Origin of the sequence: Streptomonospora litoralis, assembly GCF_004323735.1 — a bacterium.
GTDB classification, from domain to species: Bacteria; Actinomycetota; Actinomycetes; order Streptosporangiales; family Streptosporangiaceae; genus Streptomonospora; species Streptomonospora litoralis.
Genome location: NZ_CP036455.1, coordinates 983,266 through 1,007,564, shown reverse-complemented (window position 1 = coordinate 1,007,564; position 24,299 = coordinate 983,266). Strand labels below are relative to the sequence as shown.

19 protein-coding genes and 1 tRNA gene are annotated in these 24,299 nt (G+C 71.1%); 9 read left to right on the top strand and 11 right to left on the bottom strand.

Annotated elements, in window-relative coordinates; genetic code table 11:
- Window positions 1-197 precede the first annotated feature (197 nt).
- Both bcp and EKD16_RS04350 read left to right on the top strand, forming a co-directional pair.
- A complete protein-coding gene (bcp, locus tag EKD16_RS04355) occupies window positions 198-695 on the top strand; it encodes a thioredoxin-dependent thiol peroxidase (RefSeq protein ID WP_131097209.1) in 498 nt (165 codons plus the stop codon).
- Between the two features lie 131 nt (window positions 696-826).
- Window positions 827-900, top strand: a tRNA-Leu gene (locus EKD16_RS04350).
- 129 nt (window positions 901-1,029) lie between these two features.
- Here EKD16_RS04350 and EKD16_RS04345 read toward each other — a convergent pair.
- From EKD16_RS04345 to EKD16_RS04310, 8 genes are all read right to left on the bottom strand, one after another.
- Entirely contained in the window at window positions 1,030-2,469 is a 1,440-nt protein-coding gene (locus tag EKD16_RS04345) for an MFS transporter (RefSeq protein ID WP_131097208.1), read from the bottom strand.
- A 180-nt stretch (window positions 2,470-2,649) separates the two neighbouring features.
- Entirely contained in the window at window positions 2,650-4,164 is a 1,515-nt protein-coding gene (locus tag EKD16_RS25970; protein WP_242677228.1) for a serine/threonine-protein kinase, read from the bottom strand.
- A gap of 293 nt (window positions 4,165-4,457) precedes the next feature.
- Entirely contained in the window at window positions 4,458-5,804 is a 1,347-nt protein-coding gene (locus EKD16_RS04335; protein WP_131097207.1) for a M16 family metallopeptidase, read from the bottom strand.
- Between the two features lie 78 nt (window positions 5,805-5,882).
- Window positions 5,883-7,199 carry a M16 family metallopeptidase gene (locus tag EKD16_RS04330; RefSeq protein WP_131097206.1) on the bottom strand — a complete coding sequence of 439 codons (1,317 nt, stop codon included), beginning with the start codon at window positions 7,197-7,199 and terminating at the stop codon, window positions 5,883-5,885.
- A 302-nt stretch (window positions 7,200-7,501) separates the two neighbouring features.
- On the bottom strand, window positions 7,502-8,122 hold the full coding sequence (locus EKD16_RS04325; RefSeq protein ID WP_131102014.1) for a class I SAM-dependent methyltransferase: 621 nt from the start codon (window positions 8,120-8,122) through the stop codon (window positions 7,502-7,504).
- Between the two features lie 42 nt (window positions 8,123-8,164).
- Window positions 8,165-9,343, bottom strand: coding sequence for a pyridoxal phosphate-dependent aminotransferase (locus tag EKD16_RS04320; RefSeq protein ID WP_341351868.1), 1,179 nt, complete (start codon window positions 9,341-9,343; stop codon window positions 8,165-8,167).
- 58 nt (window positions 9,344-9,401) lie between these two features.
- Complete coding sequence (locus EKD16_RS04315) at window positions 9,402-9,776, bottom strand: BlaI/MecI/CopY family transcriptional regulator (RefSeq protein ID WP_207391425.1); 375 nt, start codon at window positions 9,774-9,776, stop codon at window positions 9,402-9,404.
- 180 nt (window positions 9,777-9,956) lie between these two features.
- On the bottom strand, window positions 9,957-10,877 hold the full coding sequence (locus EKD16_RS04310; RefSeq protein WP_131097203.1) for an SDR family NAD(P)-dependent oxidoreductase: 921 nt from the start codon (window positions 10,875-10,877) through the stop codon (window positions 9,957-9,959).
- Between the two features lie 779 nt (window positions 10,878-11,656).
- Here EKD16_RS04310 and EKD16_RS04305 point away from each other — a divergent pair.
- The 4 genes from EKD16_RS04305 (at window position 11,657) to EKD16_RS04295 (ending at window position 17,798) form a co-directional block, all read left to right on the top strand.
- Window positions 11,657-15,349 carry a multifunctional oxoglutarate decarboxylase/oxoglutarate dehydrogenase thiamine pyrophosphate-binding subunit/dihydrolipoyllysine-residue succinyltransferase subunit gene (locus EKD16_RS04305; protein WP_131097202.1) on the top strand — a complete coding sequence of 1,231 codons (3,693 nt, stop codon included), beginning with the start codon at window positions 11,657-11,659 and terminating at the stop codon, window positions 15,347-15,349.
- 15 nt (window positions 15,350-15,364) lie between these two features.
- Window positions 15,365-15,541, top strand: coding sequence for a DUF6104 family protein (locus EKD16_RS25200; protein WP_165498490.1), 177 nt, complete (start codon window positions 15,365-15,367; stop codon window positions 15,539-15,541).
- 167 nt (window positions 15,542-15,708) lie between these two features.
- Complete coding sequence (locus EKD16_RS04300) at window positions 15,709-16,566, top strand: DUF4097 family beta strand repeat-containing protein (RefSeq protein WP_131097201.1); 858 nt, start codon at window positions 15,709-15,711, stop codon at window positions 16,564-16,566.
- Window positions 16,563-17,798: a PadR family transcriptional regulator gene (locus EKD16_RS04295; RefSeq protein WP_131097200.1), complete on the top strand. Its 1,236-nt coding sequence runs from the start codon at window positions 16,563-16,565 to the stop codon at window positions 17,796-17,798. The genes EKD16_RS04300 and EKD16_RS04295 overlap by 4 nt, the downstream gene beginning before the upstream one ends.
- A gap of 130 nt (window positions 17,799-17,928) precedes the next feature.
- Here the strand turns inward: EKD16_RS04295 and EKD16_RS04290 are convergent, their stop codons facing one another.
- Window positions 17,929-18,897, bottom strand: coding sequence for a zinc-binding dehydrogenase (locus tag EKD16_RS04290; RefSeq protein ID WP_131097199.1), 969 nt, complete (start codon window positions 18,895-18,897; stop codon window positions 17,929-17,931).
- Between the two features lie 142 nt (window positions 18,898-19,039).
- The gene (locus tag EKD16_RS25195; protein WP_165498489.1) at window positions 19,040-19,426 is read right to left on the bottom strand and encodes an SdpI family protein; all 387 of its coding nucleotides are present in this window, start codon (window positions 19,424-19,426) and stop codon (window positions 19,040-19,042) included.
- Between the two features lie 1,156 nt (window positions 19,427-20,582).
- Between EKD16_RS25195 and EKD16_RS04280 the strand changes: the two genes are divergently transcribed.
- Together EKD16_RS04280 and EKD16_RS04275 are read left to right on the top strand one after the other, a co-directional pair.
- Window positions 20,583-21,479 (top strand): helix-turn-helix domain-containing protein, encoded by an 897-nt coding sequence (locus EKD16_RS04280; RefSeq protein ID WP_131097197.1) that lies wholly within the window; start codon window positions 20,583-20,585, stop codon window positions 21,477-21,479.
- A 12-nt stretch (window positions 21,480-21,491) separates the two neighbouring features.
- Window positions 21,492-21,692: a DUF397 domain-containing protein gene (locus EKD16_RS04275; protein ID WP_131097196.1), complete on the top strand. Its 201-nt coding sequence runs from the start codon at window positions 21,492-21,494 to the stop codon at window positions 21,690-21,692.
- A 73-nt stretch (window positions 21,693-21,765) separates the two neighbouring features.
- On the opposite strand, the gene EKD16_RS04270 is transcribed toward EKD16_RS04275, so the two are convergent.
- The gene (locus EKD16_RS04270; RefSeq protein WP_131097195.1) at window positions 21,766-22,944 is read right to left on the bottom strand and encodes an NAD(P)-dependent malic enzyme; all 1,179 of its coding nucleotides are present in this window, start codon (window positions 22,942-22,944) and stop codon (window positions 21,766-21,768) included.
- Window positions 22,945-23,329: 385 nt separating this feature from the next.
- Here EKD16_RS04270 and EKD16_RS04265 point away from each other — a divergent pair, with 385 nt between their 5' ends.
- Window positions 23,330-24,283: an ABC transporter substrate-binding protein gene (locus EKD16_RS04265; RefSeq protein ID WP_394347307.1), complete on the top strand. Its 954-nt coding sequence runs from the start codon at window positions 23,330-23,332 to the stop codon at window positions 24,281-24,283.
- Window positions 24,284-24,299: the final 16 nt, after the last annotated feature.

Below are 24,299 nucleotides of genomic sequence, written 5' to 3'. Positions count from 1 at the left end.
CCGAAATGCGGTCGCGCGGCGCCGCTACCCCATGCCCGCCCCGGGGGCTGCCGGCGCCACCGGGACCGGGGTCGGCGCACTGCGGGCACCGTCTGGGCCCCGCCGGCGGGACCTCGTAGGGTGGGGGCGCCTGCGCAGCGGCTTTTCCCGGCGCGCTGCGGCATTCCACCCGCGAACCAGACCCGGCAAGGAGACCAGTGAGCGAGTCCAGCGAGTCGACCACCCGGCTGAGCCCCGGCGACACCGCTCCCGAGTTCACCCTCACCGCGGCCGACGGCTCCGACGTCCGCCTCGGCGACGTGCTCGCGTCCGGCGGAAAGCGCGTCGTGCTGTACTTCTACCCCGCCGCTATGACGCCCGGCTGCACCACCGAAGCCTGCGACTTCCGCGACAACCTGCGCGAGTTCGAGGACGCGGGTGTCACGGTGCTCGGAGTTTCGCCCGACTCGCCGGAGAAACTGGCGGAGTTCCGCACACAGGAGGGGCTCACCTTCCCGCTGCTGAGCGACCCGGACAAGGAGGTCCTGCGGGCCTACGGCGCGTTCGGCGAGAAGAAGAACTACGGACGGGTCGTGCAGGGCGTCATCCGCTCGACTTTCGTCATCGACCCCGACGGCACTGTGGCCAAGGCTTTCTACAACGTGAAGGCCACCGGCCACGTGGCTCGCGTCAAGCGCGAACTGGGACTGGGCTGAGGTCGAGGCACCGGCGGGCGCGAGCGCGGGAGCGCAGGCGCCACTTGCGCTCGTGCCCGGCCGGTGCCACCCTCGGACGGACGACTCCGCCGCCGCCCCCGCGGGCGCCGCATGCGCGATGTCGCCGATGAGGGGCCGTAGCCCAACGGCAGGAGGCAGCAGGTTTAGGACCTGTACAGTGCGGGTTCGAATCCCGCCGGCCCCACACTCCGCTTTTGCGCCGCCCGGTGGCCTCGGGCAACCTTCCCCACCGAACCTCAGCACAGCCTTCGTCCGCGGTCGCCGGCTTCGGTCACCCCACCAAGGACTGCCCTGCCGGGCACCGCCACCCGGGCTACGACGAGGTGATGGCCTTCTTGCTCAGCGGGTCGGCGATGTTCTCCAGGGAACTGCGGGCCACCTCCAAACCGATGATCCAGTGGATGACACCGGCCGTGATCATCAGAGCCGCACCCAGGAAGTAGCCGAACGCGATCTGGCTGGGCTCCCCGCTCGCCACAAGCTGGCCGAACAGCCCCGGCCCGAGGATGCCGCCCAGCGCGGTCCCCACTGAGTAGAACAGCGCGATGGCCTGCGGGCGGGTCTCCATCGGGAAGATCTCGCTGACGGTCAGGTAGGCCGAACTCGCTCCGGCGGAGGCGAAGAAGAACACCACGCACCAGCACAGCGTCACCGTCAGAGCGGTGAGCACGCCCGCCTGGAACAGCACGCCGGTACCGACGAGCAGCAGCCCCGAACCGATGTAGGTCCCGGCGATCATCGGCTTGCGCCCGAGGGTGTCGAACAGCGGACCCAGCAGGACCGGCCCCAGGAAGTTGCCGATCGCCAGCGGGATGAGGTAAAGCGGCGCCACGCCCGAGGAGACGCCGAAGAAGTTCGTCAGCACCAGCGCCTGGGTGAAGAAGATGGCGTTGTACAGGAACGCCTGCCCGGCGAACAGCGCCAGCCCCACGATGGTGCGGCGCGGATAGGTGGCGACGATGGTGCGAGCCAGTTCGCGGAACGTGGTTCGGGTGCGCTGTTCCAACTCCAGAGTGCTCTGCGGTTCGGGCAGCTCGCTGCGGTTGGCCTCGCGCTCGACCTCCTCCTCGATGCCGCGGACCACGCGTTCGGCCTCCTCCTCACGGCCGTGGATGATCAGCCACCGCGGGCTCTCCGGCACGATGCGCCGCACCACCAGGATGATCAGGCCCAGCACGCCGCCCACGGCGAAGAGCAGGCGCCAGCCCAGGAACTCCGGCAGGACCTCCGGCTTGAGCAGCGGATAGGCCATGGCCGCGCCCGCGGCGGCGCCCAGCCAGTAGGAGCCGTTGACGATCAGCGCGATCCGCCCGCGCAGGCGTGCGGGCACCATCTCGTCGATTGCGGAGTTGATGGCCGCGTACTCGCCGCCGATCCCGAACCCGGTGAAGAACCGGCACGCGTAGAACCACAGCGCGTTGCCGGAGAAGGCGGTCAGCACGGTCGCGACGAGGTAGACGCCGAGCGTCACCAGAAAGATCTTGCGGCGGCCGTAGCGCTCGGTGAGGTGGCCGAAGTACAGCGCGCCCAGACAGGCCCCCACCACATAGATCGAGGCCGCCAGCCCGACCTGCCCTTCGGTGATGCCCAGACCGCTGGCCTCCTCGGTGATCCGGGAGCCGACCGCGCCGACGATGGTCACTTCGAGGCCGTCGAGGATCCAGACGCTGCCCAGGCCGATGAGGATCAGCCAGTGCCAGCGCTGCCAGGGCAACCGGTCGAGCCGGGCGGGGATGTCTGTGGTGACGCTCATGCTGCGGCCGCTGACCGCAGACACCGGCTCCTAACCCCGGCGGGGCGAGACCATGGGCGAACGGCGGCTTTTGCTGCCGCCCGAGCGCGGCGCGTCTGAGACCCGGAAACCGTGCGAGCGCTGTGCGGCCAACAAGGCCCGACAAGACCGCAGAGCGGACCGGCGCTCTTGAAACACGGCTCAGGTGCGGAAGAGCAGTCCCCACAGCACGACGCCGAGCAGCAGCAGCACGCCGACCGCCACCGCGATGATCACCGGCACGGAGCCCCCGCCGCGGTGCTTGCCCGAGCTGGTCAGCCCGAGGGTGTCGGTGGAGTCGCGGATCGAGGTCAGCAGGTGGCCGACCGCCTCCGGCCGGTGGCGCTGGAACCGGTCGTGCAGGTGGACCACCGAGTCGGAGAACTGGTCCTGCAAGTCCGAGACCGACTCGTGGAAGGAGGCGCGCAGCATCTGCGCCCCCTGGCGGAAGTGCTCACCGGCGGAGCCGGGCTCGTCCGCGGCGGCCTGCGCCGCGCCCTCGTCCGGCGTGTCGTCGTCCGGCGTGTCGTCGTCCGCGGCACCGGCGGCGGACGGTTCGGCCTCCTCGTCGCCCTCGTCGGCATCACCGCCCGCGGCTGGCGCCCCGGTGCGGCCCTGCTGCCCTCCGCGGGGGGCGGCCGCCTCGTGAGCCCCGCGGGGGGCTTCGTGCGCGCCGTGGCCCCCTTCGCGCGCCGGCCGCGGAACGACCGCCTGGGGGCCCGTGGCAGCGGTCTTGGCCGCGGTCTCGGGGCTGGTCTCCGGCGCCCACGGCGCCAGCGCGGCGATGCGCAGCATCTTGGTGGCGTTGTCGGCCGTGAGCCGGTCACCCGGCTGCACGTGCAGCAGACCCGCCAGCACCGGCGCGAGGGGCCCGGCGTTCTGCGCGGTCGGCGGTTCCTCCAGGTCGACGCCCTTGAGGATGCGGATGTAGCCCTTGCGGTCGTAGGGCGGACGGCCCTCCACGGCGGCGTAGAGTGTGGCGCCCAGCGACCACAGGTCGGACTCGGGGCCCACCGGTCCGGCCTTGGCGCGCTCGGGCGGAATGTAGGACGGCGATCCGATGATGCGGCCCGAACTGGTCAGCGCCGACTCGCCGGTCCAGGCGGCCAGACCGAAGTCGGTGAGCACGACCCGGCCGCTCTCGCTGATCATCACGTTCTCGGGCTTGACGTCGCGGTGCACGATGCCGTCGTCGTGGGCCACCTTGAGCGCGTCGATCAACTGCAGGCCGATCTCGGCGACACGCTGGTAGGGCAGCGGTCCGGCGACCTGGACGATGTCGGCGAGGGTGCTCGCCTCGATGTACTCCATGACGATCCACGGCCGCTCGTCCTCGTCGACGACGTCGAGCACCGTGACCACGCCGGGGTGGGCCAGTCGCGCCGCTACCCGCGCCTCGCGCGTGGTGCGCTGCAGCAGGCTCTCGCGCTCGGAGGCGCTGACGTCGTCGGGCAGGCGCAGCTCCTTGACCGCGACCTGGCGGTCCAGCACGAGGTCGGTCGCGAGCCACACGGTGCCCACACCGCCGCGCGCGATCTCCTCGGCGAGGCGGTAGCGCCCCTTGAGCACGCGTTCGGCGGCGCCGGCCTCGGCGACCGCCGGAGCCGACGGCTCGGGAGCGTGCTCGGGCTGCTCGGCGGCGGGCCGCTCCGCTTCGGGCTTCTCAATGGAGGACACGGTCAGTCAGCGAGTCTCATCACGGCCACAGCGGCCTCCTGCGGGCTCTTACGGTCGCATCGGACGGCACGGTGGTCCCATGCTGCACGTGCACGGATCATCGTTTATACCAGGCGTTGCCGGAGTCCAAGCAGGTGGTTGCCGGATCACCGTCGTTTAGGTTCGGTTTCGTTATGTCCTCCCCAAGAGGCTCCATGCCGGGTTTCAACCGATCTTTACCCGTTGTTACCCACAGTGCATGGAGCTCCTCCGGGGAGGTCGACGTGCATCGGCGAGGCCGCCGCCGATGAGGTTCAGCTCCAGAGAGTCTCGGGGTCGCGCACCGTGACCGGGCCCGCGCCGACGTCGCTCAGCGGCCCCTCCAGGCGCTTGGCGTCTCCCGCGATGACGGTGACCATCTCGCGGGGCCGCAGGTACTCCTGGGCCGCCTGCGCCAGATCGTCGGCCGTGAGCCGCTCGAATCCGGCCCGCAGCCGGTCGATGTGGTCCTCGGGCAGGTCGTGCACGATCATCTCGACCAGGGCGCCGGCCAGGCTGCGCGCCGTCGAGTAGGCGACCGGCAGACCCACGGTGTTCGACTCGCGCACCGCCGAGAGCTCGCCCTCGGTGACGCCTTCGCGCTGCAACCGGTCGATCTCGGCGAGGGATGCGGTCAGCGAGTGCGCCGTGGTGTCGGTGTCGACCTGGGTGCTGATCAGGAACACCCCGCTGTCGCGGCGCAGGTCGAAGCGGCAGCCCACGCCGTAGGTGTAGCCCAGGCGCTCGCGCAGCTCCATGTTCAGCCGCGAGGTGAACATGCCGCCGAGCACGTCGCTGACGCCGTCGGCCCGGGGCAGGTCCACCTGCGAGCGCGCCGGGGAGCGGTGGGCCATCAGGAGCGCCGACTGCACCGAGTCGGGGCGGTCGAGGACGAGCACGCGCGGCAGCTCGCCCGGGGCCGGCTCCGGCGGGGTCGGCTCCGTCCGCGGCGCCGCCTGGGCGCTGCCGAAGACGGCGGTGCCCAGCGCCTCGACGTCGACGTCGGACAGGTCCCCGACGACGATCAGGGTCCCCGCCACATCGGCGATGGAGGAGGCGTGGAACTCCCGGACCGCCTCGGGGGTGACGCCCTTGAGCCGCTCCGGCGCGCCGCTGAGCGGGGTGGCGTAGCGGCCGGTGAAGAGCTGGCTGCCGAGCGCGCGGGTGGCCAGGGTCGAAGGCACCGACGCGTCCAGCCAGAAGCGCTCCAGGATCTGGTCGCGGCGGCGCAGCACGTCCTCGTCGCGCAGGGCCGGCGTGCGCACGGCCTCGGCCAGCAGCGCCGTCGCGTCCGCCAACCGGTTGACGGGGGCGTCCACGCCGGTGACGAAGCTGTCCCAGGTGACCCGCGAGACCCACTCCGCACCGTGGCGCTCCAACGCGGGCGGCAGCGAGCTGTTGCCGAGGACGCCGTCCTCCAGCGCCTCGTTGGCAAGGGCCGCCACCCCCATCCGGTCCGGTGCCTCGGCGGCGCCGCCCGCGAGGTGGACGAGGCGGACCGAGGCGAACGTCTGGCCGGGCACGTCGATGGCGACGACGGTGCCGCCGCCGACGGCCAGGCGCCGCGGCTTCGGGAAGGCGTAGGAGGCGGGGTCACCGAGGACCGGTCGGGTCTGCAGCATGCGGTTAACGACTCTCTTCTTTGGCGAGTGGAAGCACCGGGCGATGCGGGGCGGGGCGGACCGGCCCGCGCGGCCGCGTCAGGCGGCAGGCTCCTCGGCGGACTCGTCGGCGGCCTCGGGGTCGAAGCGCACCGACAGCCTGTTCTCCGCCACCAGCAGCCGCTTGGCCAGGGAGACGACGTCGTCGGTGGTGACGGTGCTCCAGCGCTGCGGCCAGGTGAAAGCGAGCTCGGGGTCGTCGAAGAGCTGGGTGCTGGCGCCGATCGTGTCGGCGAGTCCGCCGGGGTGCGAAAGCGCCTGCTGGTGGTCGCGCTCCAGGACGGCGCGGGCGCGCTCCAGCTCCTCGTCGGTGACGCCGTCGGCGAGCGTGCCGATCTCCTCGATCATCGCCGTCTCCAGCTCGTCGCCGCTCACGCCTTCGCGGGCGATCATGTTGACCAGCATCAGGCTCGGCGTGTAGCGGAAGGGCAGCAGGTCGGCGGCCGCGCCGCCGTCGTCGGCGGCCAGGCCGCGCTCCAGCACCAGGCGGCGGTAGAGCCGGCTGCCCTGGCCCTGGCCCAGCACGGCCGAGGCCAGGTGCATGACGTCGAAATCGCGGTCGCCGTAGGGCGCCACCCGGTAGCCGAGGAAGACGCCGGGCGCCGGGACGGTCTCGACGACGTGGTCCGAGACCGGGCCGCCCAGCAGGCCGGCGAGGGCGGCGTCGGGCGCTTCGGCCGCCGCGGGGCGGGCGGGGATCGCGCCGAAGTAGCGCTCGGCCCGGTCGCGCACGTCGTGGGGGTCGAGGTTGCTCACCACCGTCAGCACGGCGTTGTCGGGGCCGTAGTGGCGCCGGTGGAAGTCGAGCACGTAGTCCAGATCGGCCGCGTCCAGATCGGCCATGGAGCCGATGGTCGAGTGGTGGTAGGGGTGCCCCTCGGGGTAGCCCAGCCGCAGGATGCGCTCCAGGGCGGTGCCGTAGGGCTGGTTGTCGTAGCGCTGGCGGCGCTCGTTCTTCACCACGTCGCGCTGGTTGTCCAGCACCTCCTGGCTCATGCCCTCGCGCAGGGTGGCCAGGCGGTCGGCCTCCAGCCACAGCACGAGGTCGAGCGCGTGCTCGGGCACGGTCTCGTAGTAGTTGGTGCGGTCGGTGGAGGTGGACGCGTTGATCTCGCCGCCGAGGCGTTCGACGGCGTCGAAGTGCTCGCCCTTGGCCACGTTTCCGCTGCCCTGGAACATCAGGTGCTCGAAGAGGTGCGCGAAACCGGTACGCCCGGGCACCTCGAAGCGGGAGCCGATCCCGTACCACAGATTGACGGCCGCGACCTGGGGGGTCGAGGCCGGAGCGGTCACCAGGCGTAGTCCGTTGTCCAGTGTGAATTGGTCGACTCGTCGCGCCGCCCCGTTGATCGTCACGTGTTCCTGCACCCCTTGCCCGCGCGTCGTTGAACCGTCGTCTCGTCTGTGCCTGAGCCTATGTCCTCGGGTGCGCCCGCCGATACACACAATCCCAGGAAAACAGGGGTCGACAGCGCCGCCACACGGTGTCGCCGCGGCCGGCGTCGAGTGCGTCGTCGGTGGTCGCGGGCACTGATTCCGACGGGGGTGGGAGGCGGCGGCTCCGTGGGGCGGCCTGTGGCCTGCCGGGCGACGGGCGGCCGGAAGGAGAAGAGGCGGCAACGGCGCCGGATGGCCGCGCCCTGCCCCGCACTCCCGGCTTACACCACTCGCCGCAGCAGCCGAAGCGAACCCTGGACGCCCGTCTCGGTGAAGATGCCGCTGTCGATCGCCCGGCGGTAGATGTGGTACGGCGGCCGTCCGCCGTCGGCGGGGTCGGGAAAGACGTCGTGGATGGCCAGCAGGCCGTTCGGCGCCACGTGCGGCGTCCAGCCCGCGTAATCGGTCTGGGCGGCCTCCTCGGTGTGGCCGCCGTCGATGAACAGCATGCCCAGCGGCGCCGACCACAGCCGGGCGACATCGGCCGAGCGCCCCACGACGGCGAGGACGTGGTCCTCCAGACCGGCGGCCGCCATGGTGCGGCGGAACTCGCCCAGCGTGTCCAGCCTGTCGGTGGCGGGATCGACCAGCTCGGGGTCGTGGTACTCCCAGCCCCGCTGGTGCTCCTCGGAGCCGCGGTGGTGGTCGACGGTGACCACCGTGCCTTGCGTCTGCCGGGCGGCCGTGCCCAGGAACACGGTGGACTTGCCGCAGTAGGTGCCGACCTCCAGTACCGGGCCGAGTGCGGCGGCCTCCAGCGCGGCGGCGTACAGCGCCAAGCCCTCGCCGGTGGGCATGAAGCCCTTGGCCGACTCCGCTGCGGCGAGCGCATCGGCGGGCATGGTGGTCGTGGTCACACCGGGTCCTTTCATGCTGCGGAGTGCTCAGCCCGCCAGCGCCGCGACCAGGCGTTCGACCGCGGTGTCCAGCACCTCGTCGCGCTTGCAGAAGGCGAACCGCACGAGGTGGCGGCCCTCGTCGGTGTTGTCGTAGAGGACTTGGGCCGGAACGGCGGCGACTCCGGCCGCGTGCGGCAGCGACCGCGCCAGCTCGATGCCGTCGGAGTAGCCCAGCGGACGGATGTCGGTGATCACGAAGTAGGTGCCCTGGGGCCGCAGCACCTCCAACCCGGCGGCGCGCAGCCCGGCGCACAGCCGGTCGCGCTTGCCCTCCAGAGCCGCGCGCTGGCCGAGCACCCACTCGCCCTCGTCGCGCAGCGCGTCGGCGACCGCCAACTGGAGGGCGCCGTTGGCGGTGAAGGTGAGGAACTGGTTGACGGTACGCGCCGCGCGCACCAGCGGCTCGGGGCCCATCACCCAGCCGGTCTTCCAGGCGGTGACGGAGAACGTCTTGCCGACCGAGGAGACCGCCAGCGTGCGCTCGGCCATTCCGGGCAGCGTGGACAGCGGGTGGTGCTCGGTGCCGTCGTAGACCAGGTGCTCGTAGACCTCGTCGGTGAGCGCGATCAGGTCGTTGTCGCGGCACACCTGTGCGATGGCGGACAGCTCGTCGCGAGTGAACACGGTGCCGGTGGGATTGTGCGGACTGTTCACGACGACCATCCGCGTGCGCGGGCCGACCGCCGCGCGCAGCTCGGCCGGGTCGAAGGTGAACCGGCCCCCGGCCTCCGGGTCGGGGCGCAGCGTGACCGCCCGGCGCACCCCGCCGGCGAGGGCGATCACCGCGGCATACGAGTCGTACATCGGCTCGAACACGACGACCTCGTCGCCGGACTCGACCAGGCCCAGCACGCCCGAGGCGATGCCCGCGGTGGCACCGACGGTGATGTAGACCTCGCTGGCGGGGTCGAGGTCGATGCCGTAGCGCCGCTTGCGGTCGGCCGCGACGGCGGAGCGCAACTCGGGGCGCCCCGGCCCGGGCGGGTACTGGTTGACACCTTCGCGGATGTGCCGCGCGGCCGCCTCCAGCAGCGAGGCGGGGCCGTCGGTGTCGGGGAAGCCCTGTCCCAGGTTGACGGCGCCGGTCTCGGCGGCCAGCCGGCTCATCTCGGCGAAGATGGTCTCGCCGAACGGGCGCATGCGTGTGACAAGCGGTTCATCCACACCGGGCAGCATAGACGCCCGGCCCCGGCGCGCCCCTGCGCCGGGGCCGCAGCGGTGCTCAGGAGGCGCGGGCGCGCTGGGCGCGCACCGCGGTGAGCACGTCGCCCAGGACGGCCATGTCCTCGTCGCTGAAACCCTCCACAAAGCGCCGCATGGTCGTTCCCGGGTCGCCGCCCCCGCTCAAGACCTCGCTCATCACCCGCGCGGTGTGCTCTTCGCGGGACTCCCTCGCCCAGTACAGCCACGCCCGACCGGACTTCTCACGTTCCAGCAGCCCCTTGTGGTAGAGGATGTTGGTCACGGTCATGACGGTCGTGTAGGCGACGTCGCGGTCGTAGTCCATCGACTCGCGGATTCCGCGGACGGCCAGCGGGCGGTCCGACCGCCACAGCGTGTCCATGATGGCGGCCTCCAGTTCGCCGAACTCCCTCATCGTCACCCTCCCCGGCTTCGTTCCGTCATCGTAGAAGCGCCGACGGTGGCCGCGGGGGCAAACGGGAGTCCTCGCACCGATACGGTGCCGTCGCCCGCGCCGACGATGCGTTCCGCAGCCGCGCGGGCCGGCAGACCGCGATTTCGCCGGGCCGAGGGGGTCGGTACGGCCGCCGGGGATTCAGCCGCCGCGCTTGGCGGCCCGGCCGAGGTGCTTGCGGGCCTGCTCGCTGAAGTCGCGCGGGATGACGTAGGGCCGCTCGGCGTTGACGTCGGGCCAGATGTCGCGCAGGTCCTCCGCGGTGCCCTCGCCCAGCTCGGCGCCGGGCCCCTCGGCGAGGAAGATCCGCGCCACGCGCCCGCCGATCACCGAGTAGACCTCGCCGCTGGTCTCGCAGTCCTCGTGGGCCAGCCACACCACCGCCGGACTTACCCGTTCGGGCGCCAGCAGCGCCTCGGAGAAGTCGGGGAACATCTTCTCCGTCAGCGGGGTGCGGGCCAGCGGGGCGATGGCGTTGGCGGTGATGTCGTAGCGGGCGCCCTCGATGGACAGGGTCTTGGTGAGGCCGATGACCCCCATCTTGGCCGCGGCGAAGTTGGTCTGCCCGAAGTTGCCGAAGAGGGCGGCGGGCGAGGCGGTGTTGACGATGCGTCCGTAGCCGTTGCCGCGCATGTGGCCGAACGCGGCCCGGGTGACCAGGAAGGTTCCGCGCAGGTGCAGGCCGACCACGGTGTCCCACTCGTCGGTGCCGATGTTGCGGAAGGCGCGGTCGCGCAGCACGCCGGCGCTGTTGACGACGATGTCGACGCGTCCGTAGGTGTTCACGGCGGTGTCCACGAGTGAGTGCGCGCCCTCCTCGTGCGTGATGTCGCCCACACTGACGGCCGCTGCGCCGCCCGCCGACCGGATGCGCTCGGCGACCTCCTCGGCCGCCTCGACCGATCCGGAGTCCTCGCCGCCGGAGTCGCCGGAGTCCTCGGTGTGCTCGCTGACCACGACCTTGGCGCCGCGCGCCCCGAGTTCGAGGGCGTGCGCCCGGCCGAGGCCCAGGCCCGCGCCGGTGACGATCGCGACGCGCCCGTCGAACCGCAAATCCGCCATTTCTCCTCCACGCTGATCCGCTCCGCGGCGTGCCGCCCCCATCGGGGCCGCACACGGAGTCCTACCCGCTCGGGGCCGCACTTCCCAGTGGCGCAGCGCGCTTCGCCCGAACGTGGCGCGGGTGCTGCCGGGCAGGATGGCACAGACCGCGGAAGCACGGCGGCCGCACGGCCGTGCGGGCTCTCGGAGGGCGACCGGGCGCCGGAGCCGGGCCGAAGCGGAGGACGATGCAGTGCGCGGCCCGGACCTGCTTCCTCTCCCGGCGAAACCCCCGTGTTTCGCCGGGTTCGGAACCAGCCGTCCTGTCCGGGCCGCGCACACTACGTGAGACGCCGGGCCTGCTCCTCCGGTTCCGGGAGATTCCCGTTTCGAGTGAGGGTTGAGCGCGCTCCCGAGCGGGCATGGCAACCGGCGCACGCCCGCCCCCTCACACGCTCCCGGCGCCTGCGGGCGCCGCTGCGCCCGCACGCTCGCCGTCCGCCGCCTCCTGCCGCCCGCCACCCGCTGTCGCCCGAGTGGCCGCGCAGATGGCGAAACCGCAGGTCAGGTCAAGCAGACCCCATGCCTTTGTGAATCATTGTTAGCAATCTCCCAGTCCGTTACCGGTCTCGGGTCCCCATCCGCGTGCCTGGACAAGTAGCCTGTTACCCGAGATTGCTGACCGGGCGCGTGTCCTGGAGGCTCCCACTGAGCCGCCTGGCTTTGAGCCCGCCCTGAGGAGCGGCCATCTCGCCATACATACATTCACAAGCGAGCTGCGGAAGAGGGCGATCTCCGCCGTGTCGTCTGAGGCGTCTCAACCCCTGACAGATTTCGGCCCGAACGAGTGGTTGGTCGAGGAGCTTTACCAGAAGTACCTCAACGACCCGAACTCGGTTGACAAGGCATGGTGGAACTTCTTCGCCGACTACAAGTCCGGCGTTCCCCAGGCCAACGGTTCGAGCAAGGGTGCATCGGCCACGAGCACCCAGGCCGCTCCGAGTGCCGGGGAAACCACCAAGGGCGAGAAGTCCACCGAGCCCGAGTCCGCGGCGCCCGCCTCGGGCAACGGGAAGAAGAAGGCCGGATCCGAGTCGGACGCCGAGGCCGAGAAGCCCGCCGACGAATCCCTCAAGGTCAACGAGGAGCGGCTGCGCGGCGCACCCGCGCGCACGGCCGCGAACATGGAGTCCAGCCTGGCGCTGCCCACCGCCACGAGCGTGCGCGCGGTGCCGGTCAAGCTGCTGTTCGACAACCGCATCGTGATCAACAACCACCTGCGGCGCGGGCGCGGCGGCAAGGTGTCCTTCACCCACATCATCGGCTACGCCATGGTGAAGGCCCTGGAGTCCATGCCGGAGATGAACCACTCCTACACCGAGGTCGACGGCAAGCCGGGAGTGGCCAAGCCCGAGCACGTCAACTTCGGGCTGGCCATCGACCTGCAGAAGTCCGACGGGTCGCGGCAGCTGGTGGTGCCCAGCATCAAGTCCGCCGAGACGATGGACTTCAAGGAGTTCTGGAACGGCTACGAGGACCTGATCCGCAAGGCCCGCAACAACAAGCTGGGCGTGCCGGACTTCCAGGGCACCACCATCAGCCTCACCAACCCCGGCGGCATCGGCACGGTGCACTCGGTGCCCCGCCTCATGCCCGGCCAGGGCACCATCCTGGGCGTGGGCGCCATGGAGTACCCGGCCGAGTTCCAGGGGGCCGCGCCCGAGACCCTGAACAACCTCGCGGTCAGCAAGGTCATGACGCTGACGTCGACCTACGACCACCGCATCATCCAGGGCGCCCAGTCCGGCGAGTTCCTGCGCCGGATCCACCAGCTGCTGCTGGGCGAGGACGGCTTCTACGACGAGATCTTCCGCTCGCTGCGGCTGCCTTACGAGCCGGTGCGCTGGACCCAGGACATCTCGGCCGCCGAGAACCAGCTCGACAAGACCAGCCGCGTCCAGGAGCTGATCCACGCCTACCGGGTCCGCGGCCACCTGATGGCCGACACCGACCCGCTGGAGTACCACCAGCGCCGCCACCCCGACCTGGACATCCTCGAACACGGCCTGACGCTGTGGGACCTGGAACGCGAGTTCCCCACCGGCGGCTTCGGCGGCAAGCAGGTCATGAAGCTGCGCGACGTGCTCGGCGTGCTGCGCGACACCTACTGCCGCACGGTCGGCATCGAGTACATGCACATCCAGGATCCCGAGGAACGCGAGTGGATCCAGTCGCATGTCGAGCGCGAGCACGAGAAGGTCGACCGCGACGAGCAGCTGCACATCCTGCGCCGGCTGAACAACGCCGAGGCGTTCGAGACCTTCCTGCAGACGAAGTACGTCGGACAGAAGCGGTTCTCCCTCGAAGGCGGCGAGTCGCTGATCCCGCTGCTGGACGGGGTGATCTCGCGCGCCGCGAAGGCCGATCTGGACGAGGTCGTCATCGGTATGGCCCACCGCGGCCGGCTGAACGTACTCGCCAACATCGCCGGCAAGTCCTACGGGCAGATCTTCGGCGAGTTCGAGGGCAACCTCGACCCGCGCAGCGCGCACGGCTCCGGTGACGTCAAGTACCACCTCGGCACCGAGGGCACCTTCGAGACCCCCGACGGCGACAAGATCGCGATCTCCCTGGCGGCGAACCCGAGCCACCTGGAGACCGTGAACCCGGTCGCCGAGGGCATCGTCCGCGCCAAGCAGGACGTGCTGGACAAGGGCCCGCACGGGTTCACCGTCGTGCCGCTGCTGGTGCACGGCGACGCCGCGTTCGCCGGCCAGGGCGTCGTCGCCGAGACCCTGAACCTGTCGCAGCTGCGCGGCTACCGCACCGGCGGCACGGTGCACGTCATCGTCAACAACCAGGTCGGGTTCACCACCTCGCCGGCCGACAGCCGCTCCAGCGTCTACGCTACCGACGTGGCGCGGATGGTGCAGGCGCCGATCTTCCACGTCAACGGTGACGACCCCGAGGCGGTCGTGCGGGTCGCCCAGCTGGCCTATGACTACCGGCAGCAGTTCAACAAGGACGTCGTCATCGACCTGGTCTGCTACCGGCGCCGCGGCCACAACGAGACCGACAACCCGGCCTTCACCCAGCCGCTGATGTACGACGTGATCGACGCCAAGCGCTCCACGCGCAAGCTCTACACCGAGGCGCTGATCGGACGCGGCGACATCAGCATGGAAGAGGCCGAGCAGGCGCTGCGCGACTACCAGGAGCAGCTGGAACGGGCCTTCACCGAGACCCGCGAGGCGGGCCGCAAGCCGGTCGAGCCGGGCGCGGTGATCAAGCCGGAGGTCTTCGACGAGGGCCGCATCGACCACGGCTCGGTGGAGACCGCGATCTCCGGCGAGATCGTCAAGCAGGTGGTCGACACCCAGGTGACCCTGCCGGAGGGCTTCACCCCGCACCCGCGGTTGAAGCCGCAGCTGCAGCGCCGCGCCCAGATGGTCGAGGACGACGCGCTGGACTGGGCGACCGGCGAGATGCTGGCGTTCGGCTCGCTGCTGACCGAGGAGCACCCGGTGCGGCTGGTGGGCCAGGACACCCGGCGCGGCACATTCGGTCAGCGGCACTCGATCCTGGTCGACCGCTACACCGGCAAGGTGCACACGCCGCTGAAGACCTTCGACAAGGGCACCTCGAAGTTCTACGTGCACGACTCCCTGCTCAGCGAGTACGCGGCGCTGGGCTTCGAGTACGGCTACTCGGTGGTGCGCCCGGACGCACTGGTGGCCTGGGAGGCCCAGTTCGGCGACTTCGTCAACGGCGCCCAGACCATCATCGACGAGTACATCAGCGCCAGCGAGCAGAAGTGGGGCCAGCGCTCCAGCGTCGTGCTGCTGCTGCCGCACGGCTACGAGGGCCAGGGCCCCGACCACTCCTCGGCGCGCATCGAGCGGTTCCTGCAGCTGTGCGCGCAGGAGAACATGACCGTGGCGCTGCCCACCACCCCGGCGAACTACTTCCACCTGCTGCGCTGGCAGGTCAAGTCGCAGTACCGCCGGCCGCTGGTGGTCATCACGACCAAGGTGATGCTGCGGATGAAGGCCGCGACCTCGACGGTCGCCGACTTCACCTCGGGCGCGTTCCAGCCGGTCATCCCGGACCCCTCGGGTCCCGACCCGAAGAAGGTCCGGCGCGTGGTGCTGTGCTCGGGCAAGGTCTACTACGAGCTGGACGCCGCGCGGCAGCGCACCGGCGACACCAGTACGGCGCTGGTCCGGGTCGAGCGGCTCTACCCGCTGCCGACCGAGGAGATCCGCCAGCTGCTGGCGGGCTACCCCAACGCCGGCGAGGTGCTGTGGGTGCAGGAGGAGCCGGCGAACATGGGCCCGTGGCCGTTCGTGGCGCTGGTGTTCTCCGAGCAGCTCGACCGCCCCTTCACGCGGGTTTCGCGTCCGGCGAGCTCCGCCCCCGCGGCGGGCTCGGGCAAGCGGCACGAGGTCGAGCAGCAGGCGCTCATCAACACCGTCTTCCCGCCGGCCGACTAGCAGCGCGGAGTCGCGATGTACTTCACCGACCGGGGCATCGAGGAGCTGGAGCAGCGCCGCGGCGAGGAGGAGGTCTCCCTGGCGTGGGTGGCCGACCAGCTGCGCGCCTTCACCGATCTCCACCCGGAGTTCGAGACTCCCGTCGAGCGGTTGGCCACGTGGCTGGCGCGGCTCGACGACGAGGACGAGTGAGTGAACGGCTGCGCCGGGGCACCGGCGCAGCCGTTCGGCCGGGTTCCCCGGAGACCGCCCCCGGGGAGTCCCCCACACCTCCCCGATCCTTCGCGACATATCTTGAATAGCCTACAGACGCGACATATCGTGAACACCATAAGGACTTCGAACCGAAAGGTTTCGCGATGGCGCGTTGGACCATCGACCAGCCGACGACACGCACACTGGACGGGATCGTGGCGCTGCGTGTGCGGATTATCGGCGGTCACGTGAACATCCTGCCCACCGACGACCCGGTGACCTTCGAGGTCTCCGACGTCTCGGGCGAGCCCGTGCTGGCCACCCAGGAGGCCGGCATCCTGACCATCACCTACGACGACCTCACGGGCAGCGGCCTGCTGGACCGGCTGCGCCCGGTGCAGCTTTCCGGCTACCGGGCCATGGGCCGCCGCTCGGCCACCATCAGTCTGCGTGTCCCGCGGGACTGCCCCGTCGAGGTCACCACGCTGTCGGCGCCGGTGGTCGTGGCGGGTCTCGGCGCGAAGACGCGGGTACGGACGGCATCGGGCGACGTCACGCTGGACGGCCTCACCGGAGAGGCCGAGGTGAACACCGTCTCGGGTGCCGTCTCGGCCCGCGACCTGCAGGGCAGCCTGAGGTTCAACACCGTGAGCGGGCAGGTGGCCGTAGCCGGAGGGCGACTGGTGGACCTGTCCGGTAAGAGCGCCTCGGGCCGGTTCCTGGCCGACGTCGACGTGGCCCCCTCCGGTCGCGTCCGCCTGGGATCCGTCTCCGGTGGGATCGCACTCCGGGTGCCCGCCGAGACCTCGGCCGCGGTCGAACTGCGCTCGGCCACCGGCAAGCTGGATTCGGACTTCGGCCTGGAACGCCGCGACCAGCGCGCCCACGGCACCCTCACCGGAAAGATCGGCAGCGGGGTCGATCCGGCCGGAATCACCACCACGACCGTTTCGGGCGCCGTCTCGCTGCTGCGCCGCGAGCCCGACGCCCCGGCCGCCATCCCGAGGGGGGACGACACATGAGCACGATCTTCGGCCACGGACGCCTGCGGCTCTACCTGCTGAAGCTGCTGGACGAGAGCCCGCGGCACGGCTACGAGATCATCAGCCTGCTGCGGGACCGGTTCCTGGGCGTCTACTCCCCCTCGCCCGGCACCATCTACCCGCGCCTGGCCAGGCTGGAGGAGGAGGGCCTGGTCACCCACGAGGAGGTCGACGGCCGCAAGGTCTACCGGCTCACCGACCGGGGGCGCGAGGAACTGCGCAACCGCAGCGCCGACCTCGACGACCTGGAACGCGAGATCACCGATTCGGTGCGCGACGTCGCCGAGGCGGTCCGGGAGGACGTCCGCGACACCATCAGCTCGCTGCGCGAGGAGCTGAAGTTCGGCGGCTCCGGGCGCAGGTCCCGCGGCGAGGGCGCGCGCACCGGCGCCGCCGACGGTGCGAGCGGAGCGCGGACCGCGGGCGAAGGGACCTCTGCGGGCTCGGGCGACTCCCCGCGCGGCGGCACCGAAGACGAGGGCGCCGAGCGCGGCGGCTCGTGGTGGTCCCGCGACTGGGAACGCTTCACCCAGGGGTTCGGCACCTGGACCAAGCGCTCCGGCGAGAAGTCGGGGGGCGAGCGCGCCGAGTTCGACCAGGCGCTGCGCGACTTCTCCGACCGGGTGCGCGGTGTGGTCCGCGAGGCCGGACAGGTGGGCGAGTCGGCGGCGCACGACCTGCGGCGGATCCTCGACGAGACCTTCGAGACCATCCGCCGCGACGTCGGCGGGTGGGGACCGCGCGACACGGACCACGAGGGCACGGGCGGCACCGGGCAGCACCCGTGCGGCGGCCGGAGCACCGCCGACCACGAACGCGGCCCCGGCAGGCACGGGCGCACCGACGAGGCGTCGGGGTCGGAGACACCGGGCGACGGCCGGGGTGCCGCCGCGCCGAACGACGGCGGGGATAGCGCAGGTGCCGCGAACGGTGAATCGGGCGGCCCGCGCGCGTCGGACGACCCGTGGAGCGCGGCGGTCGACGATCCGACGCAGCGGCCCGGAACCGGGCCGTCCGGGCCGTCCGAGTCCGCAGCCCGCGGACCGTCCGCCGGGCCCGCCGAACAGACCGGCCAGTCCGCCGGCCCCGCCGACGAGGCGGGCGGTCCGAACCGGGACACCGCCGGTTCCACCGGAACGGGCGACCCGTGGAGCACCGCCGTGAACGACGACGGGGAGTCCGACGAACGGCGGGGCGGCCCCGGCGCCTGACAGGGCGGATCGTGCGGGGCGCCTCCCGCGCCCGGAGGAACCCCCGGGAACCACCCGTGATGCGCGAGGACGGTTCCCGGCGGGTTGCTCGACTTTGCGGCCGTGCGGGCACGCGATACGCGTCGAAGGGTCAGACCTGGAACACGATCTTGCCGAAGAGTTCGCCCTGTTCCATGGCCGCGAAACCCTCTTCGGCGCGGTCCAGCGGCAGCACGCGGTCGATCTCGGGGCGGACGCCGGTGCGGGCGCAGAACTCGGCCAGCCGCCGCAGCTCGTCCCTGCCGCCCATGGTCGAGCCGACCACCGACAGCTGAAGGAAGAACATCCGGTTCAACTCCGCCGAGGGCGCGTCGCCGCTGGTCGCGCCGCAGGTGACGATCCGCCCGCCCGGACGCAGCGACCGCAGCGAGTGGCGCCAGGTCGCCTCGCCCACCGAGTCGAACACGACGTCGACCTTCTCCGGCAGCCGATCCCCCGGCGCGACGGCGCTGTAGGCCCCGAGCCGCATGGCACGGTCGCGCTTGCCGTCGTCGCGGCTGGTGGCGTAGACGCGGTGGCCCGCGGCCGCCGCCATGCGGATCAGCGCGCTGCTCACACCGCCGCCCGCGCCCTGGACCAGCACCGCCGAGCCCGGTTCCAGTCCCGCGCGGGCGAACAGCATCCGGTAGGCGGTCAGCCAGGCCGTCGGCAGGCAGGCGGCTTCCTCGAACGAGAGCTCCGCCGGTTTGGCGACGAGGTTGCGTCGCGGCACCGCGACCTTCTCGGCCAGGGTCCCCGGGTACACCTCGGACAACAGGGAGCGCCGCGGGTCGCGGGTCTCGTCGCCGCCCCCGGCGTCCGGGTCGCCGATGACGCCGTGTACGACGACCTCGTTGCCCTCCTCGTCCAGGCCGGCGGCGTCGCAGCCCAGGATCATCGGCAGCCGCTCCTCGGGAAGGCCGACACCGCGCAGGCTCCACAGGTCGTGGTGGTTCAGCGCCGCGGCCTTGACCTGCACGGTGGCCCATCCCTCGGGCGGGGCGGGTTCGGGCCGCTCGCCCGCCTCCAGCCCGGACAGGGGGTTCGTCTCGTCGATACGCGCTGCGGTGATAGCGAACATGCCCTGACACTAACTACCGACGCCGTGGTGCGCTGTTTCGCCACCGCCGAACTGCAGACCGCTGTGGTCCCGGCGATCCGGACCGGTGGCCCCACCGGGACGCGACTGCGGCGACAGGTCACGGCGCGGCGTCGCCGACCCCTCAACGGTTTCCCTGGACGCTGCTCGCTCGCCTATGTGCGACGACCGCTGCGATGACGACCAGCACGACGACGCCCACGAAAGCGCACAGCGCAACCAGCGACGCCGCCACCGTGGAAATGCCCCGGGTGCCTGCGTAGACGGCGAGCGCTATCGCCCCTGCGCTCGCGGCGTACCCGGTATACGAACACGCCGTCAGCCATGGAGCCGCGGCGCTGTGGCCTGATTCCCAGGCGGCATCCGACGAGAGGGTGGCACCCGTCCGGATGCCGATCCAGAGGTTCCTGTTCAGCCGCCCGTTCGCGGTTGCGTACTTGATCCAGTGGGCGGCTCCGGCCACGAGGACGACACCGACCGCGGCCGATACGAGCACTGCTGCTGCGTCCATAAGCGTGTGCGCGGCTCCCTCGGTTGCGGTCGCGGCAGCGACGTACTCGCCGTAGCACCCATGGAACCAGCAGCGACGCCCCGCTTGAGCGCTGGGGCGGCTCGGGTCCTCTGGGCGGCCTTGATGGTCTGCCGGGCAACGGGCGGTCTTGACCGGAAAGCGGCGGCGACGGCGGCGGGGCCGGGCCTGCGGTGGTCGAGCCCCGGGTGCTGCCGGCCCCAGCCGCGGGTGGTCGAGCTCGGGGGCGCCGCTCGGTTGTCGGCGCGGGCCTGATACGGGGCGGTCGGCGGCGGTCATGCGGCCGGGTCGGGGCCACGAGATGCACGTAGGTGCGGCGGCACCCGCCTCGGCGCCGCCCCGAGGCGCCGTCCTCGCACCGTCATTCCGCGATACGAAACAACACGGGGTGTTTTGTCAACTAATGCCTGAGTTGCCGGTGGGCCCGCAGCCGCGCTGCGGCAGCGATGGCGCACGAGGTGCGCCGGATGGCGCGAAAACGCCCCCCGACGTCGACTTTTCGTGCGTCTCGTGGCCGTTGCGCCCGCCGAGGCCGCCCGCAAAACGGGCACAAGCCCCCAAAAGCCCACCCCATCGGGCCGTGGGACTCCCGGAGGCCGCGCCCGGGCGCCACGCGCGACGTGTCGTCGCCCCCCGACCTCCGATCCGGCGCACCCCGGGGGCGTGCGAGCGCCGGTGCGGGCCCGGCCGGACATACCGGCGATGATCGTGAACTTATGGCCGCGGAATACGCTTACCTGCGACCATAAGTTCGCGATAGACGGGCCAAGCGGCGCCGACCGGCCCGCGGCGGCCCAACGCCGCCCCCGCCCGGCGCGCCACCGGCGAGCACCGGGTGCGTCGACCGCGGGCCCAGCCCTGCGCCGCCCATGCGGCCGGACCGATCCAGTACCTCTTAGACACGGCTTAGTCGGACCGGTACCGATACCCGCCCCAAACCGTCGGCGGACATCACCGGGGAAATGGTCGAGGGGCGGGTATAAAGCACGGCGCAAGGCTCGCGTACTCGGCGGATTCCGCGCTATCCCATGTCGAGTAGCCTTCTTCCTATCCCCTGGCGGAATCACCCCTGCCGCCCGCCCCGATCGACGGCCCCCAGAGGCACTCCGGCCTCTCCCCCCGAACAGGAGGCACAGCCGTGGCCGCTGCCAACAACCCGACGGCCCGCCGGCGCCGCCTCGGCGTCGAATTGCGCCGATTGCGGGAGAACGCGCAAATGACCGGGGAAGAGGCCGCCGAGCGTATGTCGTGGTCGGGCAGCAAACTCTCCCGCATCGAGCGCGGTCAGGTGGCGACCAATTCCGACGACGTGCGGGACCTGCTGGAACTCTACGAGGTCGGCGACCCCGGATTGCGCCAGTCGCTGATCATGCTCGCCCGCGAGTCGCGGCGCCGCGGCTGGTGGCACGTCTACGGCGACGTGATGCCGGAGCGCTTCGAGGTGTACCTCGGCTTGGAGCCCGAAGCCGGCACACTGCGCTTCTTCCAAGCCGAGATCGTCCCCGGCCTCTTCCAGACCGCGGACTATGCGCGGGCGCTGATGCGGGCGCACCCCTCGCCGGTCTCCCAGGAAGAGATCGACCGCCGCACCGAACTGCGCATACGCCGCCAAGAGGTCATCTTCAACGACTCCCCACCGCATATCTGGGCACTGCTGGACGAATCAATCCTGTACCGCCCGGTAGGCGGGCCGACGGTCATGTCGGCCCAAATGCGGCATTTGCTCGACATACATGAGAAACCCCATGTGACATTGCAGATCCTGCCGTTCGAGGCCGGCGCCCATTCGGGCCTCAACGGCTCCTTCGACATCCTGGAGTTCCCCGAATCCGACATCCACGCGCCGCGGCTGGTGCACGTGGAGAATCTGACCAGCAGCCTCTACATCGAAAAAGCCAAAGAAGTCGCCTTCTACACGGTCGCTTTCGAACACCTGCGCACCGCGGCACTGCACCCCGACCGGACCCGCGAGGTCATCGGCGAGGCGGAGCAGCGCCTGCGGAGCCAGGAGGAGGGGGAAACGGATGAGACATGAAGGGAGCGCGGCATGGCCGCGAAGGATCCGCTGGGCGTGCGATGGCGCACGAGCACCTACAGCGGAACAGGGGGAGGCCAGTGCGTCCAGGTGATGCGGTGGGCCAGGGGCGTACGGGTCCGCGACTCCACGGCGCCTGACGGCGCGGCCCTGCGGTTCCCCGCGGGGGCGTGGGCGGCGTTCGTCGTCGCCGCCGTGGGACGCTGCCTCTGACACAGGGGGGTGTCTGCGATCCGGGGCGAGGGTGACCTGCGCCCCGGATCGACTACACGCGATAATCGTACGACTACGCTCTGGCGATGCCGTCGCGGCGGGCCTGGTCGGCCACCGCCTCGGCGACCGCCGGGACCACCCGCGAGTCGAACGTGCTCGGGATGATGTAGTCGGCGGTGAGGTCCTCGCGCACGAGGTCGGCGATGGCGTCGGCGGCGGCGAGTTTCATCGCCTCGGTGATGTCGCTCGCGCGGGCGTCCAGCGCTCCGCGGAACACACCGGGGAACGCCAGCACGTTGTTGATCTGGTTGGGGAAGTCGCTGCGGCCCGTCGCGACGACGCCGGCGTGGGCGCGGGCGACGTCCGGGTGGATCTCGGGGGTCGGATTGGCCATGGCGAAGACGATGGCGTCGGGGGCCATGCCGGCCACCACGGACTCGGGGATCTCCCCGGCGGAAAGCCCGATGAAGACGTCGGCACCCTCCAGCGCGGCCTCGACCGAGCCGCGCAGCCCCGAGCGATTGCTGATCTCGGCGATCTCGGCCTTGATCGGGGTCAGCCCGTCGCGCCCGGCGTAGATCACGCCCTTGCTGTCGGCGACGGCGATGTCGCCGATACCGCCCTCGACCAGCATCTTGGTCACCGCCACTCCGGCCGCCCCGGCGCCGGAGACCACCACCCGCAGGTCGCCCAGCGTGCGCCCGCTCAGCCGCGCCGCGTTGCGCAGCGCCGCGACCGTGACGATGGCGGTGCCGTGCTGGTCGTCGTGGAAGACCGGGATGTCCAGGCTGTCCCGCAGTCGGCGCTCGATCTCGAAGCAGCGCGGTGCCGAGATGTCCTCCAGGTTGACGCCGCCGAACGAGGGGGCCATGCGCTCGACGGTCTCGACGATGTCGTCCACGCCGCTGCAGTCGAGCGCCACCGGCACGGCGTCGACGCCGGCGAACTTGCGGAACAGCAGCGCCTTGCCCTCCATGACCGGGAGCGACGCCTGCGGGCCGATGTCGCCGAGCCCCAGCACGGCCGAACCGTCGGTGACCACGGCCACGACCGAGCTCTTCCAGGTGTAGGTGTCGACGAGCTCCGGGGAGTCGGCGATCGCGGAGCACACGCGTGCCACACCGGGCGTGTACGCCAGGGCGAGCCCTTCGTGGTCGCTCACGTCGACGGAGCCCTCCACGCGCAGCTTGCCGCCGCGGTGCAGCGCGAACGCCGGATCGTCGTCGAATCGATGGGAATCAGTGGTCGCCATATCTGTGCAAAACCCCTCAAGGATGCGAATGCGCCCGCGTGGGCAGGTGAGGGCGCGGCTTCGTTGTCGCTGCAGTCTGCAGAGGCGGCGCGCGGAGGGGGCAGGGATGCTGAGTGCGCTGGACTCCCCGCGCCGGGGACGATGCCGTTGCGATCGGGGGAGTCGGTCTCCGCGGCTCGGTGCGAGCCCGGCGCCGCAGTGTGTGACGGGGTTGACCCGTTACCCAATTCTCTCACAACGGTGACCCCATGAACATGCCGGGCCGGTGACCATGGACAGTTACGTCCGCAAGAACCTTTATGCTGCGCATTCGACTACTCGCCACGAGCGTGAGGATGCGAACGCCGACCACCCGACGCCGTTCGCTCGGAAGAAGGAGACAAACGTGGCCGTGCTCAAGCACCTGACCGCGCCGGCTGCCCGCTTCGGACGCGCGCCCTACTACGCGGGCGCCCTGGCCGCCCTGCTGGCGCTGTCGGCCTGCGGCGGCGGTGGCGGCGAAGGCGGCACCGGGGGCGGGGCCGCCTCCCCCGCGTCCACGCCGTCGGTCCAGGCCGATCCCGAACTCGCCGACATGGTCCCCCAGGAGATCCGCGACCAGGGCTTCGTCAAGATCGGGACCGACTCCACCTATCCCCCGGCCGAGTACCTCTCTCCCGACGGCGAGACCGTCGTCGGCTTCGACGTGCAGCTGTTCAACGCGGTCGCCGCCAAGCTCGACCTCCAGACGCGGTGGCAGAGCTCCGCGTTCGGCACCATCGTCGAGGGCGTCGACACCGGCAAATACGACGTCGGCGTCTCCTCGTTCACCATCAACGAGGAGCGCATGCAGCAGGTCAACATGGTGAGCTACTACACCGTGGGCACCCAGTGGTTCACCGCCGAGGGCAACCCGGAGAACGTCGCCCCGGACGACGCCTGCGGCAAGAACGTCGCGGTGCAGGCCAACACCATCCAGGTGCCCGACATCGAGGCGCGCAGCCAGGAGTGCGTCGACAACGGCGAGCAGCAGATCAACGTCAGCAAGTACAAGGGCCAGAACCAGGCCACCGAGTCGATCATCTCCGGGCGCAACGACGCCGGTCTCGCCGACATGCCGGTCGCCGTCTACGCGGTCGAGCAGACCGAGGGCCAACTGCAGACGATCGGCGAGCAGTACGAGGCCGCCCCCTACGGCGCCATCACCGCCAAGGACGCCACCGAGCTCGCCGAGGCGATCCGCGCCGGCTACCAGAGCATCATGGACGACGGCACCTACACCGAGATCCTCGCCGAGTGGGAGCTCGACGGCCAGGGCACCCTGGACCAGGCCGAGGTCAACCCGTCCGTCGAGGGCTAGAAGGCACCGGAAGGCA

Coding starts and splice junctions, on each gene's coding strand:
- EKD16_RS04295 (WP_131097200.1), top strand. CDS start 16,563: ATGAGCACGATCTTCGGCCACGGACGCCTGCGGCTCTACCTGCTGAAG.
- EKD16_RS04300 (WP_131097201.1), top strand. CDS start 15,709: ATGGCGCGTTGGACCATCGACCAGCCGACGACACGCACACTGGACGGG.
- EKD16_RS04310 (WP_131097203.1), bottom strand. CDS start 10,877: ATGGCGGATTTGCGGTTCGACGGGCGCGTCGCGATCGTCACCGGCGCG.
- EKD16_RS04335 (WP_131097207.1), bottom strand. CDS start 5,804: ATGCTGCAGACCCGACCGGTCCTCGGTGACCCCGCCTCCTACGCCTTC.
- EKD16_RS04290 (WP_131097199.1), bottom strand. CDS start 18,897: ATGTTCGCTATCACCGCAGCGCGTATCGACGAGACGAACCCCCTGTCC.
- EKD16_RS04325 (WP_131102014.1), bottom strand. CDS start 8,122: ATGCCCGCCGATGCGCTCGCCGCAGCGGAGTCGGCCAAGGGCTTCATG.
- EKD16_RS04270 (WP_131097195.1), bottom strand. CDS start 22,944: ATGGCGACCACTGATTCCCATCGATTCGACGACGATCCGGCGTTCGCG.
- EKD16_RS25195 (WP_165498489.1), bottom strand. CDS start 19,426: ATGGACGCAGCAGCAGTGCTCGTATCGGCCGCGGTCGGTGTCGTCCTC.
- EKD16_RS04345 (WP_131097208.1), bottom strand. CDS start 2,469: ATGAGCGTCACCACAGACATCCCCGCCCGGCTCGACCGGTTGCCCTGG.
- EKD16_RS25200 (WP_165498490.1), top strand. CDS start 15,365: ATGTACTTCACCGACCGGGGCATCGAGGAGCTGGAGCAGCGCCGCGGC.
- EKD16_RS04315 (WP_207391425.1), bottom strand. CDS start 9,776: ATGAGGGAGTTCGGCGAACTGGAGGCCGCCATCATGGACACGCTGTGG.
- EKD16_RS04275 (WP_131097196.1), top strand. CDS start 21,492: ATGGCCGCGAAGGATCCGCTGGGCGTGCGATGGCGCACGAGCACCTAC.